The sequence below is a fragment of the Silvimonas amylolytica genome (assembly GCF_014645555.1).
Classification (GTDB): Bacteria; Pseudomonadota; Gammaproteobacteria; order Burkholderiales; family Chitinibacteraceae; genus Silvimonas; species Silvimonas amylolytica.
This window is the reverse complement of record NZ_BMLY01000002.1, coordinates 691813-710736: the sequence shown is the minus strand read 5'-3', so window position 1 is coordinate 710736 and position 18924 is coordinate 691813. Positions and strand designations below refer to the sequence as shown.

Sequence of the window (18924 nt, the reverse complement as noted above, 5' to 3'; positions counted from 1 at the left end):
ATCACCAGAAAACGGGTTCAGGCTCCAGCATCACACCAAACTGTTCTTGCACCGATGCTTGCACCGCCAGGCACACCCGCTCGATATCCGCCCGATGTGCGCCACCGTGGTTCACCAGCACCAGCGCCTGCTTTTCATACATACCGGCTGGACCGAGTGCTTTCCCTTTCCAGCCCGCCTTGTCGATCAGCCAGCCAGCGGCCAGCTTGAACCAGCCCTCCCCAAACGGATAGCTGACCAGGTCAGGCCAATGCGCCCGCAGGCGGCCGTGCGTCGCCGCATCAATCACCGGGTTTTTGAAAAAACTGCCTGCATTGCCAATCACCGCCGGATCCGGCAGCTTGCGTTGGCGCACATTGATGACGGCTTGTGCTACGGCTTGCGGTGAGGGCTCAGCCTCTGCGCGCTGCATCTCTCCGACCAGATCACCATATGCCGTATGCAGCACCGTTTGTTTGGGCAGTCGGAAAATGACCTCACTGATCAACCAGCGGCCGGCCTCTTCTTGTTTGAACACGCTGTCGCGATAGCCAAAACGGCATTCACATTGACTGAAAATGCGGCGCTCACCGTTTTTCAGCTCCGTTGCATGCACACCATAGAGCAAGTCTTTGACTTCCACACCGTACGCGCCAATGTTCTGGATCGGTGCTGCACCTACCGTACCAGGAATCAGGGAAAGGTTTTCAAGGCCACTCCAGCCTTGCGCCAGCGTCCACTGGACAAAGTCATGCCAGTTTTCCCCTGCGCCGGCAGAGACATACCACGCATGTTCGTCCTCACCCATCAAACTGCGCCCCATCAGCGCAACCTTGATCACGAGACCAGGCACCTCGTCCGGCAACACCAGATTGCTGCCTCCCCCCAGGACATGCCAAGGCAAATCCGAGATCACCGGATCTGCCCGCAAGGCATCCAGTTCCGCCAGATCAGCCAGCGCACAGAAATACTGGGCGCGCGCTGGTAAACCCAGGGTATTGAGCGCGGTGAGGTCAGTGTTTTGCGAGAGCGGCATGGCGTGTCCCTGTAAAAGGTGATTATCCCGTATGCCAGCGCCCGTGCACAGACCACCGTGAATGCCGCACAGATGTGACACTGGGTGGCTTCGGGCTTATTTACCTCCACAAGTTCATGTAGTCTGACTACATTGCACTCTCCTCAAACGGTCCGCCCCCGCTGCCATGGCTTTGCACCCCTCGCTGATACTGGCCAATACGCCAATCAATCGTCGCAAAATGTTCCGTGGTGCTGTTGCGGTGGGTTTACCGCTTCTGATCGCGCTGACGCGGGGTGAATTTCTTCCGGCTGTTTATGGCGGTGTTGCGGGTTTTTATACGCTTTTTGTGGATTATGGCGGCGAGACCAGCGAGCGCATTGCCGCCATTATCTACATGACCTTGGGCATGTTGCTGGCTGGCATTGCAGGCGTCGCTGGCCATTTTGTGCCGGGTGCCGGCCTGGCCTTGCTCGTGGGGTTTGCCTTGTTCGCTGGCTGGCTGCAAGGTGCAGGTGGGTCGGTGGAGTTCATCGGCAAATACTGGCTCGTCGCCTTTTTATTTGGCGATAGCGCCCCGGACCTGCCCCCGCTGTGTGGCACCTACCTGATTATTGGTGGTCTGTCAGGCATCTTGTCTGTACTCCTCTCGCTCAAACTCTTTGAAGGCCCGGAATATCAGACCGCGCCCATGCTGCGAGAAGCCGCGCGCCACCTGATGCGTCGCCGTCATAACAATGGTGCGTTTGCCCTGTATTTTGCCTCGCTCGTGCTGGCGGGTTATTTGCTGGGGCAATGGCTCCATTTGTTGCGCTTTTACTGGGTGCCACTGACCATTGCCATCGTGACCGTCTACGACGCGCACAACAGCGTACACCGCCTGATTCAGCGGCTTGTGGGCTCGCTCGTCGGCGTGGTGGCTGGGGCGGCGGTGATCTATTACGTGCAGTCTGAATGGGTCCTGGCGATTCTGGTCACCCTCATGGCCGCCATGACCCCCGCCGCCCAGGCACGCAACTATTGGGTTGCGGTCATTCCAATTACCGCACTGGTCATGGTGCTACTGGATTTCGGCCTGCAGCGAGTGATCGCCTCCCCGATGCATTTTGCGCTGGCGCGGGTAGAGAACACCGTGCTGGCCTGCGCGTTGTGCGCCCTTGGGTCCGCGCTGTATATCAAGATGCTGCCGCGCATTGAAGCCTGGCAGGAGCGGCAGCGGCGGCCTGGCGTGTATTGAGACAAGCGAGTCTTTCCACCCTGTGAAATACCATTCAGGTATTTCCGCCACACGGTGATGTTCGACCGGACATGCCGTACTGCGGATGGTGATGCTGCTTTCTGTGCACCTCCCTCCGCGTTCAATGCGCCGCGGGTTCACTGGATTTCGGCGCTCGCCCAGGATGCCTCACCAACGGCATGCAGGCCCCTTCCCCACGCCTCACGCCTCACGCCTCACGCCTCACTCCCTTCTCGCCGACCAATAAAAAAGCCCCCCGAAGACTTCCGGGGGGCCAACCGTATCGGATCACGATACGTCGTCGGGTCTACAACCTTGCTGCTTACTGATTGATGGCGCCCATGGCGTTCATCAACGTGGCCGAGGTGTCATCACCGTCCAGCGACCAGGAGAACACGCCGCCCATACCCTTGGACTTGGTGTAGTTCAGCTTGGTCGAAATGATGGTCGGATCGTCATAGCTCCACCAGTTGGTGCCATCAAACTTGTACAGACCTACTGCGGTGTTGTTGTAGTAAATCGAACCAGCGGCCGATTTCAACACGTTGTAGTTGTTGATACCTGCTTCGGATGCTCCGGAAGCCGGGCCCGTGGCAGTCTGATACATACCGTTGTTGACGTTCTTCACACCAGTCCAGCCACGACCATAGAACGGAATACCCATATTGAGCTTGGCAATCGGGAAGCCGGCGTTCACCAGCTCATTGACTGCTGCATCGGTGTAATACGTTGCTACGACGCCACCATTCTTGATGTTCGGGCTGTTTGGATCGGCGTACAGATTGGCCTGGAAGTCCGTCGGGCCCGTGGGTTCAAAGCCACCGTGATAGTCGTAGGCCATCAGGTTCAGCCAATCCACCACCGCACCCAGCGCTGCCGGTTCTTCCTGGGCAATCTTGTCCGAGCCCGCACCCGTAGTCGCGGTCAACAGATAATGCTTGCCAGTAGTCGCCGTGTAGGCATCCAGTTCCGAACGGAACTCTTGCATCAACAGCGTGTAGTTGTGCTTGTCGTTTGTCGCATCAACCGTGTTGTAGCCAACACCCTGGATACCCGGGTATTCCCAGTCGATGTCGATACCGTCAAACACGCCAGCCAGCACGCCAGTACCGCCGGTGCCTGAACCCGAGTCCACCGGGTAGTTACCCTTGATGTACATGTTCACGCAGCTGGACACCAGCGCCTTGCGGCCCGCATCGGTGGCAGCCGCTGCCGAGAAGTACTTGGACCAGGTCCAACCGCCCAGCGACATGAGCACCTTCAGGTTCGGATACTTGGCCTTCAGTTCCTTCAACTGGTTGAAGTTACCCTTGAGCGTTTGATCCCAGGTATCTGCGACGCCGCTCACCGAAGTGGTTGCATCAAAGCCCTTCTGGATATCTGCCCAGGCATCACCGCCTGTGCCGGCGCCCGGTGCGCTCGGATTGGTTGCCCCTTGCTCAGTGACCGTGACCTGGCCCTGGCATTGGTACGTGCCGTCAGCTTGCTTGTACACGTTGTTGAAGGCGTAGTTCAGGAAGGTCATCTTGGCAGCGGAACCGCTGGTGTCGATGTTCTTCACGTTGTAGCCCAGCGAGTAGATACCCCACTGTGCGAAGTACGAACCCACCTGGTACTTGCCCGACGGCGTAGGAGCCGGTGTCGGTGTCGGTGTCGGTGTCGGTGTCGGTGTCGGCGTCGGTGTCGGCGTCGGTGTCGGCGTCGGTGTCGGTGTCGGCGTCGGTGTTGGCGTTGGCGTTGGCGTTGGCGTTGGCGTTGGCGTCGGCGTCGGCGTTGGCGTACCGCCGCTGCAGTTGCCTACGATCGTCCAGGGCTGGCCGGTACCGCTGCCACCATTGCTGGTGCTCGGGTTGTTACCTTGCGTCCAGAAGTTGGCCTTGTAGTTCACGCCGTTGTAGCTGACGGTTGCACCGGTGCTGTATGCAGTACTCGCACTCCAGGCGGCATAGCAGCTACCCGACGGCGTTGGAGCCGGGGTGGGTGCAGGCGTCGGGGCCGGAGTTGGTGCGGGCGTTGGTGCAGGCGTCGGAGCCGGAGTTGGCGCCGGCGTCGGTGCAGGCGTCGGAGTCGGGGTCGGGGTCGGCGTACCGCCGGTATCCGCGCCCAGATCCTTCCACAGGCTCGGCGTGGCAGCCGGGTTCCAGTTGGCGCCGACGTAATCCGTCTGCGTCACCAGGGCCTGATAGTCATGTCCGTTGTAGTAAACGATGGTGCCAGCAGCATAGGTGCCACCATCTTGCCAGGTGGGATAAGCAGCAAAAGAATGGGCCGCCACGAGGGCGGCCGGAATTGCTGCAAGGTTTAAACGTCTCATTTTCATGATAGGTCAGGTCTCCATCCTTCTTGTATTGGCGCTATTCATGCGCATCCAGTGGTCTCATCGCCAGTGGTTTTATCCAGGTCGCACCGTGCGTTCAGTGCTTGTTGCAGGCAATGGCCGAATACCCTGTGCAGACTTCGGGTTCCACGGCGCCCATTTACGTCCAGACCTTCCAGGGGCGTCAAGAGGACCACCGACATACGGGTTTCACCTGAGCCGTTCATTCCTTGCACCAGATCGATGCAATTGTCAGCTTTTCCCAAGACTTGATTTGTTGCATTGCAACACCAAGAGATAAATATGCACAAATTGTGGCTTTTTTATGATGAACCATTTATATCGCGCCGCAACATAAGTGATTGTTTATGCACCATTCCTGAAAAGCATCCGTCCGTCTGGCGGGCGAAATCGACGTTCGTCGCCGACGAAATGCAGGGATCTTTGTTGTTCCTGGGCACTCCACGCGCCCCAGAAATTTCAGTTTTACAACAAAAAGCTTTAATTGTTTGTCAACAAGATAGGCAGCGGTACGCGGGGAGCACCTGAAAAGCTGCGGTCGACAGGCGGCGGCGACGAATATGACAAAGTGGTATTACGGAAAAGGAGCCACCTGTTATGCAAGTGGTATTAGAGCAGGGGGAGATATCCGCGGCAGAATGCCGCTATTCAAGGACGGTTACCCAGGTTCCAGCGGGCGCAGTACCACTTGGTCTGATTGTTGGAGAGCCCAACCAGCACGCTGCCGAATTTGGATAGATAACGCGGGTATGGCCCCGCGAGTTGCACGAACTGGATATTGAGCGTGCTTTCCAGCTGCTTTTTGACTTTGTCGACTGGCGTCGGGATCAAAGCACCGACCATCATGGCGCCGCTGCCGGGCACGTTAACGAATACCTCGGTGGCTGTGTTACCTGCCAATTGCGCGTTCTTGGCGTCATACCATTCGGCTTCGCCCCAAGTGCGAAGCGGCTTACCCAGATAATGCTGGAAGTAACCTCGCCACCATTCCGTGGACCATTCGGACTCACACGTCAACGCAGACTCGACCTGCTCACCAAAATGGTTGGGCAGGCCGGCGGCATCGACGGGCCGGGCTACGATTAAAAACATCGCCGCCAGGCCCGCTGCCTTGAAGAATTCAAAGCGTCGGATCATGGCGGCGAGTATATGACGGATTGTCGCGGGGCGCTGCACCAGCATCACCCCGCGACGGCAAACCACAACGGGTCAACCGCTGTTGCGCAGGCCGGCTGCAATGCCGTTAATGGTCAGGTGCACAGCGTGTTGTAGCTCTTCGCTTTCGTCACCGGCACGCATCCGCTTCAACAGTTCTACTTGCAGGTGGTTCAGCGGGTCCAGATACGGCAGGCGGTTATCCAGACTGCGCGCCAGCATCGGGTTATCGCCCAGCAGCTCGCTGTGACCGGTAATGGCCAGCACGGCATCTACCGCACGTTGCCATTCATCACGGATACGGCCAAAGATGCGGCGGGCCAGATCCTGATCACGCACCAGTTCCGAGTAACGCGATGCGATGGCGATATCAGACTTGGCCAGCACCATTTCCATATTGGAAACGGTCACCTGGAAGAACGGCCAATCTTTGTACAGTTCTTGCAGGACGGCCAGGCCCTTGTCACCGGTTTCGGCCAGGTATTCGGCAATGGCCGTACCAAAACCGTACCAGCCCGGCAGCATCAGGCGACATTGCGACCAGGAGAACACCCACGGAATCGCACGCAGATCGGCGATGCTGTTGGTGTTCTTGCGGGCACTGGGGCGCGAACCGATGTTCAGGCTCGGGATCTCATTGATCGGGGTTGCTTCACGGAAGTAGGTGATGAACTCCGGAGTGGCGTAAACCAGATCACGATAAGACTGATACGCGCGCAACGACAGACGTTCTGCCAGCTTGTGACGCTCCGGTGTATCAACGCCGGTTTGCTCGGCCGACGGGAAGCTGGCTTCCAGCGTGGCGGAGATCATGATTTCCAGGTTGCGGCGACCCACTTCACGGTCAGCAAACTTGGATGCAATCACTTCACCTTGTTCGGTAATCCGGATCTGACCATTCACGGAGCCGGCCGGCTGCGCCACGATGGCGTCAAACGCCGGGCCACCACCGCGACCTACCGTACCGCCGCGGCCGTGGAAAAGGCGCATCTTGATGCCAGCGGCATCAAACACCTTCACCAGATTCAGCTCAGCCTTGTAGAGCTCCCAGTTGGACGTCATGTAACCGCCGTCCTTGTTGGAGTCCGAATAGCCCAGCATGACTTCCTGCACCTGATCGCGACCGCCGACAATGGCGCGCCATTGCGGCAAGGCAAAGAGGTCCGCCATGATCTGACCGCTATTGCGCAAGTCCGCCGTTGTTTCAAACAGCGGGATAATGTTGATCTTGGCTTTGAGCGTCGGCGCCAGTTGAATGATGCCGACTTCATTCATCAGCACGGCCACTTCCAGCATGTCGGACACCGACGCGCAGTTGGAAATAATGTAGTTCGGCAGCGCGTGCGAGCCATAGCGAGCCTGGATTTCTGCAGCCGCGTGATAGATATCAATCTCTTTTTGCACGTCTGCGCTGTATTCGATATACGGGCAGATCAGCGGACGCGGGCTGGCCAGTTCACGCAGCAGCACGATGCGGCGGGAAGCCTCATCCAGCTTGCTGTAATCCTCAAGACCCACCTTCTGGAACAGTTCGGTCAGCACTTTTTCATGCGTGGTGGAAATCTGGCGCATATCAACCGGGGCCAGATGGAAACCAAACACCGACACCGCGCGCAGCAGACGGCGCAGACGGCCATTGGCCAGCTTGGCGGCACCGTGGGCCTTGAGCGAGTTGGACACGATCAGCAGATCGCGTTCCAGTTCAGCGGCGCTTTCGTATTCCGGCGCGCGGGCAACGTCATGCAGTTGATGGTGGAACGTACCAATACGCACGGCGGTGGCAAAAATACGCGCGGTGATATGGCCCACCGCCAGGCGATACGGCTCTTCGGTTTTGCGTTCGTCCTCAGCGGCTTGTTCGGCCAGTTGCTGCAAAGACTGGTCAACCTGGACCAGACGCACCGACATCGAGAGTTCTGCGCCCAGCTTGGAACACTGCTGATAGTAGTAGTCCAGCGCGATCCCGGACTGGCGCGATACGGCATAGCGCATCACATCGCCAGTCACAAACGGGTTGCCGTCACGATCGCCGCCAATCCAGGAGCCGACGTGAACAAAATTGGGCAGCTCAACATCTGCACCAGCCAGTTGGGACAGGCGATCTTCCAGATCGACATACAAACGCGGCAGTTCGTGCAGGAAGGTGCTACGGAAATAGGTGGAGCCGTTTTCGACTTCATCCTGTACCTTAAGCTTGAAAGTACGAATTTCACGGGTTTGCCACAGCGTCAGCACCACACGCTCCAGCGCTTCGCGGTTGGCGCGTTCTTCTTCCGGCGTCATGGCATTGCGATCACGTGCGACCAGCAGCTCAGAAATGGCGGCGTGGCATTCCAGAATGGTCTTGCGCTTCACTTCTGTCGGGTGCGCGGTCAACACCGGGGCAATCAGGGTATCACTCAGCAGCGACAGAATTTCGGCCGGTTTGATACCGCGATCAATCAACGCGGTGACGGCAGCTTCGATGCTGCCACGTTGCGCTTCCGATCCATGCATTTTGTGGATGCGACGGCGGCGGTTATGATGCAAGTCCTCCGCTATATTGGACAGGTGCGAGAAATAGCTGAACGCTCGCACCAGGGCCATGGCGTTATCCAGGTCGAGCGTAGACAGCGTGCGCGCCAGGGTAACGCTGGCTTCCGGGTCATGGCCTTCCACGTAACGGATTGCCAGGTCCCGAATGGCGCCAATCTGGTCGGCAGCAGCGTTGCTGGTTTGTTCACGGATCGTGTTTTCGAGCACGTCCGCAAGGATTTCAAGGTCGCGCGCCAGGGGCTGGTCTTTTTCGGCAATCAGTTCCAGAGCAGAAGACATGGGTTTCGCTATCAGAAAGGCGTTGATCGGACAGTTGGGACAAACCCCAGCATTGTAACAAATAACACTCGCTCCTCGTCGCAAAAGCGGGGCGAATCGTGATTAAAAAATGGTAAAAATTCCATTCCATCTGCTAAATATCTTCGGTGAGCGCCGCATGGGCGGTTGTCCAGTGGTGATTTGCGAGACGACCAAACGCCCTGACCCGGCCGTTGCACAGCGTCTGGCCTACCAGTTCTGTGCGCCGGAAACCGGTTTTCTGGAAACGCGCAGCCAATCCTGGACGGCCTACACACCGCAACTGGCGTTGCCTTATTCGACAGCCGTTGCGCTGGGGGCGTCGAGTATCGCCGCGCAAATTGCCATCGGTGCCCCGACCATCGGCTACAAGAAAAATGACCTCTGGTGGGTGCAAACCCCGGCCGGCCATGCACGTGCAGCCCAAGTCGATAACCTGGCACTGGCTGCCGCACTCGGCCTGAACCCGGCAGATCTATCCGGCCCGCTCTTGTGGATCGATAGCGACTTTACCCAGTTGGTCATCCCGCTTCGTGCTCGCCAGCATGTTCTGCAGGTGGCGCCAAGGCTTGATCTGCTGATGTCGGCCCTGGGCAATCCGCATCAACTCCTGCAGATCGCATTGTGGAGTAACGACGGTGAAGTATTGACGCTGCGCGCATTCACGGCAGATCCATTCCACCTGCAGGAAGATTTTGGCGCAGGGAGTGCCGCCGCAGCCATTGGCCATTGGTTCATTGCCAATGGCAATACACCCCCGTTCTCGTTCCGTATTGAGCAAGGCCACACCATTCACCGCCGGATTTCGCCGCTGTCGGTGCTGTATCTGGACGTGGACGCGCAACGCCGCGTTGCGATTGGCGGGCGCGTCTGGCAGCTGGGAGGCGGTGAACTGGAAGTCGACGGGATTTGATCCTCAGCCGGCGGCCAGACCCCAAAGAAAAAGCCCGGTAAAAACCGGGCTTTTTGCATGCTTCGTGCGAAATCACAACCCCAGCCGTTCCATCCGGTAACGGAACGAGCGGAACGTGACACCCAGCACCTTGGCCGCCTGGGTGCGATTGCCACCGGTTTTTTCCAGCGCATCCAGAATGGCTGCACGTTCTACGCGATCAAGATAATCCTGCAGGTTATCGGTGACCTCGCTGGCCCCCTCTTCCCGGATCGATTCGGTCGCTGGCGTGATTTGCAGGTCATCTGCGGTGATGATCTGGCCATCGCACAGCGCCAGCGCACGTTCGAGCATGTTTTCCAGTTCGCGCACGTTGCCCGGAAACGCGTAGTGCCGCAGTGCGGCCAAAGACTCTGATGCCAGAAGGGGGACGCCCTGACCACTTTGCTCGGCCAGCCGCGCCAGCACATGGCGGGCGATCAACTCAACATCTGCCCCCATTTCACGCAGTGGTGGCATGTGCAGTTCAATCACGTTAAGGCGGTAGTACAAATCCTGGCGAAAACGCCCGCTTTCTACGCAGCGCGACAAATTCTGGTGTGTGGCGCTGATAATGCGTACATCGACGGCTTCTTCTTGGGTCGCCCCTACCTTGCGGACTTTTCGCTCTTGAATGGCACGCAAAAGTTTGACCTGCATGGGCAGCGGCAAATCCGCCACTTCATCCAGAAACAAGGTGCCGCCGTGTGCGGCCTGGAAAAATCCGTCCCGATCCGCATCTGCGCCAGTAAATGCGCCTTTGCGGTATCCGAAAAACTCACTTTCCATCAGGTTTTCCGGAATCGCACCACAGTTCACCGCCACAAACGGTTTCTCTGTACGGACGGATTGCGCGTGGATCATGCGCGCGGCACGCTCCTTGCCTGAGCCAGATTCGCCACTGACATAAACCGGGGCGGCACTCCGCGCCAGTTTGTCGATCAACTCCAGCACTTGTTTCATGGCGGACGATTCGCCCAGCAACATGCGTGCAGGGGCGTTGTCAGCCTGGGTCGGTGCAGTCTCTTCATCCAGACTAAGCGCCGATTTGATCAACGTGCGCAGCTGTTCCAGCGATACCGGCTTGGCCAGGTAATCGAAAGCGCCGGCCTTGAGCGCATCGACCGCGTTCTGGGTGCTGCCGTAGGCCGTGATCACCGCCACAGGTACATCCAGCCGTTTTTGCTGCACGTAGCGGATGACATCCATGCCATCGCCATCCGTCATGCGCATGTCGGTCAGGCAAAAGTCATAACGCTGGCTGTCCAGCCGGCGGCGTGCTTCGGTCACGCTGTTGGCGGTGTCTACCGACAAGCCCATCTTCAGGAGCGTCAATTCCAGCAGTTCTGCCAGATCGACCTCATCATCCACCACCAGAACGCGTTTATCCGTTCGTGTTTTTCTGGCCATCATTCATTCCGAAGGTAATGCGGAAACGCGCGCCTTTCTCAGGCGGCGCATACACCAGATGTGCAGCATTGGCGGCGCAGATCTCCCGCGCAATATACAACCCCAGGCCTGTTCCCTTCGATTCAGTCGTGAAGAAAGGCTCAAACAGTTGCACTTGTGCATCTGCTGGCACAGGCGGGCCATCATTGTATACATCCAGCATCCAGTGGCCTTCTGCCTGATGCACCGCGAAGGTCAGGCTGCCGTCGCTCTGGCTGCAGTATCGCCAGCCATTGCGGGCCAGGTTCCATAGCACCTGATGCAAATGACCGGGATCAAACCGTATCACTACATTCGGCGGACAGGCCAGCGGCAGCAGCGGAGCGATCTTTTCTACCTGACGAAACTCCTCCAGGAAGCCAGCAAGCCACTGGGCAAGGTCAATGTCGGTAATCTGTAGCCGGTCTCGGCGGTTCAATTCCAGGACGTCGTGAACCATGCGTTCCAGCCGTTTGGCGTTGTCATCAATGATGCGGGTCAATCTTGTATATAGCGGATCGTCGCCCGTTTCTTCGCCCAGCAACTGGGCGGCATGGCTGATGGCAGAAAGTGGATTGCGGATTTCATGGGCCAGATTGGCGGTCAGCCGCCCCAATGCAGCCAGCTTGAGTTGCTGGGACTCATGCCGCAGCCGGTCCATGTCTTCCAGGTAGACCATCACATCACCCGGCTCTTCATCAGATAACCCCACCATGCGCAGGCGCAAGGTTTTCTGCGGCCGGCCGCCAGCCACAAGTTCCACCATGCGCGTGCGGTCTTGTTGCCATGCGGCAACAGCTTCAGCCAGACGCGGCAGCGGCTCTGCCACGAGATCCCCAATCAGCAAACTGCGGCCGGTCAGTTGCTCTGCCCGTTCATTGAACTGGCGGATATGACCGAGACTGTCGACCACCACCACACCATCAGACACATCTTGCAAGATGCGCTGATTCACCTGTGCCAGATTCTGCAAATCTACACCGCGCTGCTCGGCCAGCTTTTCACTGGCTTCCGCCGTGCGAGATAGCCGATGTCCCAGCCAGGCGACCGCAAAGCAGGCGACACACAGCAATGCCGGGGTGAAGTTCTCGTCAAACGAGGCTTGATACTGCAACACCCGCCAGGCTTGTTCGATCAATAACGCAATACTGGCTACAGCCGCATGAAACAGCGTCATGCGCCCGCGGGAAATCAGCCCGGCGGCGGCCAGATAAGGCAATAGCAAGATGCCCAGTCCGCTACGTACCCCGCCAAACAGATCCATCAGGCATACAAGGAAGATCACATCCGTGACGACCTGCACGCTGAGCTGAATTTCAAAACTGGGTTTGCGTTTGAGGATGGTGACGGCAAACAGGCCGATCAGAACGAGATCGCTGCTGATCAGCCACAAAAACGGCCCACGCAGACCGGGGTCAGTGACAAAGCGATGGGAAAAAACAGCGATGCTGAGGGTCAACCCCACGACGCACAACAGGCGAAAGAGGTTGAGCAAGGCGAGCGAGCGCCAGTGCATCTCTGGGGTATTGTGGTCTGGTTTGTCCGGCATGGCGCGGGCCTTCTGTTGTGCCTTGTTGCCTGACCCGCAAGACGGGCCTTTGTCGAAATCCGGGAAGAAAACCGGCCCGGGTGGCATGGCGATTACCGCCACGCCACCTTGGGGCCGGGTTAATACATGTTACGGCAACCGTGCTCAGGTCGAAGAAGACGGCGTTGGGGACGGCGGCCGGCGATCCGGCGCGCGATCCAGAAAACGCGACAACTCCGACAACGCAGCTTCATACACGCCACGTTTGAATTCGATCACGGCCTCTAACGGCGACCACCATTCGTTCCAGCGCCAGGCGTCGAACTCGGGGTGGTTGGTACGGCGCAGGCAGACATCAGAGTCGTGCCCTTTAAGCCGCAGCAAGAACCAGATCTGCTTTTGTCCTTTATAAGTGCCGCGCCATTCGCGGCGGACCCAGTTTGTCGGCACATCATATTTCAACCATTCACGCGTGCGACCGATGATTTCGACCTGTTGCGACGACAGGCCGACCTCTTCCATCAGCTCGCGGAACATGGCTTGTTCCGGTGTTTCACCCTGTTTGATCCCACCCTGCGGGAATTGCCAGGAATGCTCGCGTACGCGTTTTCCCCAGAAAACCTGATTCCTTTGGTTGACGATGATGATGCCGACGTTCGGACGATAACCGTCTCGGTCGAGCATGGGTAATACCTTGTTAAACTTTGGTTAACCCCGATTTTTCCACATCCGCAAAGGCTTGGAAACCAGCAAATGCGATCGGGCACTGCAAAGCGGGTTTTTACCGGTGCCGCACAGCGCCTCATTACGGTGTCATGACGTGCTGCAATGCGGCTCCGGACAAAGTCGCCATCAAATGAAGAGCTTGCGATCGTTGTGCGGATTAAGCCGTGCCAGATCACTCACAAATTCGTCAAACTCCAGTCCGTAGGTCGCTTTCAGTTGTGCTGCGCGATCTGCCAGCGTGGCCCAACCCGGGCTGTTCTGGCTACGCACAAAGCAAAATGCCAGCACATTGCCCTTCTGCCGTGCAGGCAGCAGCAAAATACGTTCACTGAATGCGGCAGACAGCCGGTCACGGTAGGTTTCAAAGTGACGATCAGATCCCCACAAATTCACCACCAGCACGCCATCGTCGGTCAAACGGTCCCGACACGCACTGAAAAAATCTGCGGTGGCGAGCGGTTCGGCAATGCCGGTGGCCGAATAGGCATCCATGATGATCAGATCGGTCGAGGCATCGGGCATGGCGTAAACATGGGCTGCGCCATCCCCCACAATGACGTCCAGATGCTCATCATCCGCCGGCGTCTGGAACATCGAACGGGCCACGGCCACCACTTGTGGGTGCAATTCCACCGCAGTCAGATGCGTGGACGGCATTTTCTCGTGCATCCATTTGGCAATCGAACCCCCACCCAGGCCAATCAATAACGCCTTGCGCGGGTGGGGGTTGAACAGCAGAAAGCCAAACAGGCAGCGCGTATAGGCCAGCACCAATTCGATCGGGTCACTCACGCGCATGGCGCTTTGGGTATCGTCGCCGCCAAAATGGAGTTTGCGAATACCGAGTGAATCAGAAATATCGATCTGGATTTCGGTTTGCGCAGCCGGGCTGATGCGTTTGGAGCGGAACAGCATCAGAAGTCACCGCAAGCGCTATCAGACGGTTCTCCATCTGGCTTGTTGGCGAGGATGTTGATACGACCCGGTTCGCTGAACTGTTCACGATCAAATGCCTTGTCGCCATCGTCGCGTGCAACACCATCGGCTTTGGCATTGGCAAAGTCATACAGCTTCGTATCAGCCAGGTGAGATGGCACGACGTTCTGCATGGCGCGGAACATGCTCTCGATGCGGCCGGGGAAACGTTTGTCCCAGTCCTTGATCATCTGGCCAATCACTTCACGCTGAAGGTTTGGCTGGCTGCCGCACAGGTTGCACGGAATGATCGGGAACTGTCTGGCCTCGGCATAGCGGACGATGTCTTTTTCGCGGCAGTAGGCCAGTGGGCGGATCACCACGTGCTTGCCGTCATCGCTGACCAGTTTGGGCGGCATGGACTTCATCTTGCCGCCGTAGAACATGTTCAGAAACAGCGTTTCCAGGATGTCTTCGCGATGATGGCCCAGCGCGATCTTGGTCGCGCCCAGTTCATCGGCCACGCGGTACAGAATGCCGCGACGCAGGCGCGAGCACAGACCACAGGTGGTTTTGCCATCCGGCACCACGCGTTTGACGATGGAATACGTGTCTTCCTCAATGATGTGGTACTCGACACCCAGTGCCTTGAGGTATTCCGGCAGAACGTGTTCCGGAAAACCGGGCTGTTTCTGGTCCAGGTTCACCGCCACGATGCTGAAATTGATAGGGGCAGAGCGCTGCAAACCCAGCAGGATGTCGAGCATGGTGTAGCTGTCTTTACCGCCAGACAAACACACCATGACCTTGTCGCCCTCTTCGATCATGTTGAAATCGTTGATGGCGTCGCCCACGGCGTGGCGCAGCCACTTGGTGAGCTTGTTCAAATTGTATTGCTGTTTTTTTTCCGCCTCAGAGAGCACGGTCGTTTCAGTTGCTGCGTTCATGGCATAAAGCTCACGGGGCGCACACGGAATCTGATCCGCATACGCCCCGTTGGGTAGATGGTTGAATTGACGACGATTTTAACCGAAATCGGCCCTGTTCGGCCATGGTCATCCGCAGGCTGGTTACAGCACCACGCTGCGGCCGCCATCCACTGGCAAAATCACCCCCGTGACGTAGGGTGCTTCCAGCAAAAAATGAATGGCCTGCGCCAGGTCTTGCGGTGTGCCGGTGCGGGCCAGCGGGATCGTCGCTTCGATCCGGGCACGCTCCGTCGCATCGAACACGCTGTCCTGGTCGGGCCACAGGTTGGACCCCGGCGCCACAGCGTTGACCCGGACCTGCGGTGCCAGTTCACGTGCCAGTGAGCGCGTCATGGCCACAAGCCCGGCCTTGGCCACGGTGTATAGCGTGTGCTCCGGATAGGGCCGGTCAGCGTGGATGTCTGCAATGCTGACGATGGCACCCCGACTTTCCCTGAGCGCGGCCACGGCGGCTTGCGCCAGAAAGATCGGCGCTTTGAGGTTGGAACCCAGCAAATCCTGCCAGGCGCTTTCCGTGAACTGCCCCACCGGCGTGGGGAAGAACGACGATGCGTTGTTGACCAAAGCATCCAGACGGCCAAAACGGGTCAGCACTTGCGTGATCAATGCGGGCAACTTTGCGGTATCCAGCAAGTCAGCCTGAAACAGCGCAACGGATTCTGGCCGCCGCGCATTGAGTTCGTCTGCCAGTGCTTGCGCATCAGCCGAAGAGCTACGGTAATGCAGCGCCACGCGCCAACCACGATCGTGCAGATATCTGACAATGCCCGCTCCGACACGGCGTGCACCACCGGTGACCAATGCCACCTTCTCCATGCGGTTTCTCCAGTTTGCCCGGCCCGACAGACGTCGCCGGGCCAGATCACATCATTTACTTTAGAATTGGCAATTGGATAACCACACTGCCTTTGCGCAATTTTGCTGCCCTCATGACCGTCCCGCAACTTCCACCCGCCACACCCGAAGCGCTGGCCGCCAGCCAGCAGCTTCTTGCCCGTATCCAGCAGGCCATCGCCAACGCAGGCGGCTGGCTTTCGTTCAGCGATTACATGCGCATGGCGCTGTTTGAACCCGGGCTGGGCTATTACTCGGGCGGAGCCACCAAATTCGGTGAGGCCGGAGACTTTGTCACCGCACCGGAACTCTCGCCGTTGTTCGGCGCCTGTGTCGCCACCACGGCAGCCCAGGTCCTTCAGGCATTGGGGACGGGTGATGTGCTGGAATTTGGTGCCGGCACCGGCAAACTGGCCGCGCAAGTCCTCACCGAACTGGAGCGACTGGACACCCTGCCGCGCCACTATTACATCGTTGATCTGTCGGCAGAACTTAAAGAACGCCAGCGCAACACCCTGAACGCGCTTGTACCACACCTGGCTGATCGCGTGATCTGGCTGGACACCCTGCCAGTCATGTTCAATGGCGTAGTCCTTGCCAACGAAGTGCTCGATGCCATTCCCTGCTCGCTGGTGTACCGCAATGACAACGGTTCGTTATTCGAGCGGGGTGTTGTCTGGCGGGATGATGCGTTAGCGTTTGAAGACCAGCCAATCACCCTGGGCGTTTTGCATGATGCCGCCGCAGCGCTAGATTTGCCCGGCGATTACCTGAGCGAAATCCAGCCTGAGCTACCTGGCTTCATGGCCAGCATCGGTAACATGATCGAACGCGGCGCAGCGCTGTTTATTGATTATGGTTTCCCGGCAATCGAGTATTACCACCCGGAACGCCGACAAGGCACGCTGATGGCGCACTACCGCCATCACAGCATGGCCGACCCGTTCTACTTGCCAGGTCTGGCGGACCTGACCTGCCATGTGGATTTTTCTGCCGTCTACCACCATGCCGACGAACACGGTCTGCAGCTGGAAGGATATGTCTCGCAAGCCCAGTACCTGATCAACACCGGGCTGACCGCGCGCCTGGCGGCGGTGGGCGCAGAGAACGTCAAGCAATATGCACCGCTGGCGTCTGCCGTACAAAAGCTGACCAGCCCCTCAGAGATGGGTGAACTCTTCAAGGCCATGGCATTCTCCCGCAACCTGGCACTACCCACATTGCTGGCCGGGTTCGAACGCGGAGATGATTCCTACAAGCTGTAAATCAGCCACTTGCGCAATATTTTTGCAAAGCACGCTTGACAGTCGGCGTTCGGCCCTTCAGAATCGCCGACTCTCATGGCTATGTAGCTCAGTCGGTTAGAGCACAGCACTCATAATGCTGGGGTCACAGGTTCGAGTCCCGTCATAGCCACCAGAATTTCTTTGCCGGTTTACCGGTAAAGTACGACAAACCCCGCTCAGCTTCGGCTGGCGGGGTTTTTTGTTTTCCAGCGCCCGGAACGTGGGTAAATCCTGTCGCATCGTGTATCTCTAAACACTCAAGCAGTGCGTAAACAACGCCCTGCCAATACACAATCGCACGCCAGCAGAGACAGGAGTACACCATGACAGACGAACCAAAAATCAAAGGTCCGGCGTCGTATTTTCCTTCGATCGAAAAAACCAGCGGCCAGCCCATCAGCCATTGGCTGAGTGTGCTGGACAGCATGACTGGCAAGAAGCATATGGAGATGGTCAGCGCCCTCAAGTCAGATCATGGACTCGGGCATGGGCATGCCAATGCGCTGGTCGCTTACTGGCGGGCACAGCACGAGTAACACCTGCCGGGCCAGAAGAAGGTTTCTGCTTGTCACGACGCCCCGGATTTGCCGGTCTTCCTCCGCGGATGAAGGGCCTCGCCACGCGCCAGCATCTGCACAAATTGTTCAATGCGCCTGGCCCGTGTCTCGGGCTTTTTGGCGTCGTTGACCCGGTAAATGATGGCAAACCGGTTGGCGCTATCGAGCGCGGCAAAGCAGTCCCGGGCGACCGGGTTCAGCGCCAGGGCGGCGGCCAGATCTTGCGGCAGCGTTGCATTCGCTTGAGAGGCGTAGGCGGCATCCCAGCGACCATCCGCCTTTGCTGTGTCAATCTCGGCCTGGCCGGCCGGGTTCAGTCGGCCCTCTTGCGCAAGACGTTCTGCCGTGGTGCGATTTTTGACTGACCACCGGCTGCCTGATCGGCGCGGCGTCATCCGTACAACAAAATAGTGCTCATCAAGCTTGCCAAGCTGCCCGTCGATCCATCCACAACACAGCGCTGCTTCAAGGGCGCTTTCCTTGCCGACCGTGGCCACCGGCGCACCCGCCTTTGCCAACCGCAGCCAGAACCCTTTGGCATGCCGGGGCTCACCAGCCATGTACGCTTCAAGGTCTGACACCGTGGCAAAGGTCAGAACGGGCTCGTTCTTGTACGTGAGAGCGGACATGGTTTTTCCGGAAAACACAGTGTGTTCACTCTGTAGCCTGGTTAAATCTGTCATTCAAACGCATTTTGATGGGTAGCCAAGGCGCCACGCCGATTGAGCCCGCGCGCTCAACCATCCACCTTCGGTTTCACCTGAACCATCTTGTCATCGTCCTCTTCGCGCGCTTTTTGGGCCCACTCCCAACCGCAATCTGCGATATCGCATCCACAATCCATGGCATCACAACAGCCATCCGGGATATCCGGGATCTCACAACCCGGGCAGTCCATATCGATAAAGCCAGCCTGGCCACGCGGCACGCACATGCGTGTCTGCAACAGGGCGCGGTATGCCGCGCTACAACGGCGGGTTCTGGCACGAGTGATCTGCACGCCACGGATTGCGCCGTAGCGGCGCACCGCGCGATAACCCAACCACGAACAGCTTGCGTGGCCGGTGTGAACCCGCCACGCGCAACAAAAACCTTTGTAGGGGGATACCCAGCGCTGATAAAAACGGATCAAACCCAACAAGACGGCGCGCATGGCAAGCGGAGCAGGTTGATG

The 18924-nt window shown here is 58.1% G+C and carries 16 protein-coding genes and 1 tRNA gene; 5 read left to right on the top strand and 12 right to left on the bottom strand.

What is annotated here, in order from left to right; all coding sequences use genetic code 11:
- Nucleotide 1 precedes the first annotated feature (1 nt).
- Nucleotides 2–1015, bottom strand: a complete 1014-nt coding sequence (gene murB / locus IEX44_RS09535) for a UDP-N-acetylmuramate dehydrogenase (protein ID WP_188692319.1) — start codon at nt 1013–1015, stop codon at nt 2–4.
- Nucleotides 1016–1181: 166 nt separating this feature from the next.
- Here murB and IEX44_RS09530 point away from each other — a divergent pair, with 166 nt between their 5' ends.
- On the top strand, nt 1182–2231 hold the full coding sequence (locus IEX44_RS09530; protein ID WP_188692316.1) for an FUSC family protein: 1050 nt from the start codon (nt 1182–1184) through the stop codon (nt 2229–2231).
- A 322-nt stretch (nt 2232–2553) separates the two neighbouring features.
- Here the strand turns inward: IEX44_RS09530 and IEX44_RS09525 are convergent, their stop codons facing one another.
- The 3 genes from IEX44_RS09525 to ppc all read right to left on the bottom strand — a co-directional run bounded on the left by IEX44_RS09525 (nt 2554) and on the right by ppc (nt 8538).
- On the bottom strand, nt 2554–4551 hold the full coding sequence (locus tag IEX44_RS09525; protein ID WP_188692312.1) for a glycosyl hydrolase family 18 protein: 1998 nt from the start codon (nt 4549–4551) through the stop codon (nt 2554–2556).
- Nucleotides 4552–5217: 666 nt separating this feature from the next.
- Nucleotides 5218–5706, bottom strand: a complete 489-nt coding sequence (locus IEX44_RS09520) for a hypothetical protein (protein WP_188692309.1) — start codon at nt 5704–5706, stop codon at nt 5218–5220.
- A 72-nt stretch (nt 5707–5778) separates the two neighbouring features.
- A complete protein-coding gene (gene ppc, locus IEX44_RS09515) occupies nt 5779–8538 on the bottom strand; it encodes a phosphoenolpyruvate carboxylase (RefSeq protein ID WP_188692306.1) in 2760 nt (919 codons plus the stop codon).
- Between the two features lie 109 nt (nt 8539–8647).
- On the opposite strand from ppc, the gene IEX44_RS09510 reads away from it, so the two are divergent.
- Nucleotides 8648–9469: a PhzF family phenazine biosynthesis protein gene (locus tag IEX44_RS09510; RefSeq protein WP_188692303.1), complete on the top strand. Its 822-nt coding sequence runs from the start codon at nt 8648–8650 to the stop codon at nt 9467–9469.
- Between the two features lie 72 nt (nt 9470–9541).
- Here the strand turns inward: IEX44_RS09510 and IEX44_RS09505 are convergent, their stop codons facing one another.
- The 6 genes from IEX44_RS09505 to IEX44_RS09480 all read right to left on the bottom strand — a co-directional run bounded on the left by IEX44_RS09505 (nt 9542) and on the right by IEX44_RS09480 (nt 15889).
- Nucleotides 9542–10897, bottom strand: a complete 1356-nt coding sequence (locus IEX44_RS09505; protein WP_188692299.1) for a sigma-54-dependent transcriptional regulator — start codon at nt 10895–10897, stop codon at nt 9542–9544.
- Nucleotides 10872–12551, bottom strand: a complete 1680-nt coding sequence (locus IEX44_RS09500) for an ATP-binding protein (protein WP_188692297.1) — start codon at nt 12549–12551, stop codon at nt 10872–10874. The genes IEX44_RS09505 and IEX44_RS09500 overlap by 26 nt, the downstream gene beginning before the upstream one ends.
- Nucleotides 12552–12608: 57 nt before the next feature.
- Nucleotides 12609–13127 (bottom strand): RNA pyrophosphohydrolase, encoded by a 519-nt coding sequence (locus IEX44_RS09495; RefSeq protein ID WP_188692295.1) that lies wholly within the window; start codon nt 13125–13127, stop codon nt 12609–12611.
- Nucleotides 13128–13295: 168 nt separating this feature from the next.
- On the bottom strand, nt 13296–14084 hold the full coding sequence (locus tag IEX44_RS09490; protein ID WP_188692292.1) for a fused MFS/spermidine synthase: 789 nt from the start codon (nt 14082–14084) through the stop codon (nt 13296–13298).
- Complete coding sequence (gene ttcA / locus IEX44_RS09485; protein ID WP_188692290.1) at nt 14084–15031, bottom strand: tRNA 2-thiocytidine(32) synthetase TtcA; 948 nt, start codon at nt 15029–15031, stop codon at nt 14084–14086. Before ttcA ends, IEX44_RS09490 begins: the two co-directional genes overlap by 1 nt.
- A 123-nt stretch (nt 15032–15154) precedes the next feature.
- Complete coding sequence (locus IEX44_RS09480; RefSeq protein WP_188692287.1) at nt 15155–15889, bottom strand: pteridine reductase; 735 nt, start codon at nt 15887–15889, stop codon at nt 15155–15157.
- Nucleotides 15890–16002: 113 nt separating this feature from the next.
- On the opposite strand from IEX44_RS09480, the gene IEX44_RS09475 reads away from it, so the two are divergent.
- From IEX44_RS09475 to IEX44_RS09465, 3 genes are all read left to right on the top strand, one after another.
- A complete protein-coding gene (locus IEX44_RS09475; protein WP_188692285.1) occupies nt 16003–17172 on the top strand; it encodes a class I SAM-dependent methyltransferase in 1170 nt (389 codons plus the stop codon).
- Between the two features lie 77 nt (nt 17173–17249).
- A tRNA-Met gene (locus IEX44_RS09470) sits at nt 17250–17326 on the top strand.
- A 190-nt stretch (nt 17327–17516) separates the two neighbouring features.
- Entirely contained in the window at nt 17517–17729 is a 213-nt protein-coding gene (locus IEX44_RS09465) for a DUF4287 domain-containing protein (protein WP_188692282.1), read from the top strand.
- Nucleotides 17730–17761: 32 nt separating this feature from the next.
- On the opposite strand, the gene IEX44_RS09460 is transcribed toward IEX44_RS09465, so the two are convergent.
- A complete protein-coding gene (locus tag IEX44_RS09460; protein WP_188692278.1) occupies nt 17762–18379 on the bottom strand; it encodes a YdeI/OmpD-associated family protein in 618 nt (205 codons plus the stop codon).
- 107 nt (nt 18380–18486) lie between these two features.
- A complete protein-coding gene (yidD, locus tag IEX44_RS09455; RefSeq protein ID WP_188692275.1) occupies nt 18487–18903 on the bottom strand; it encodes a membrane protein insertion efficiency factor YidD in 417 nt (138 codons plus the stop codon).
- Nucleotides 18904–18924: the final 21 nt, after the last annotated feature.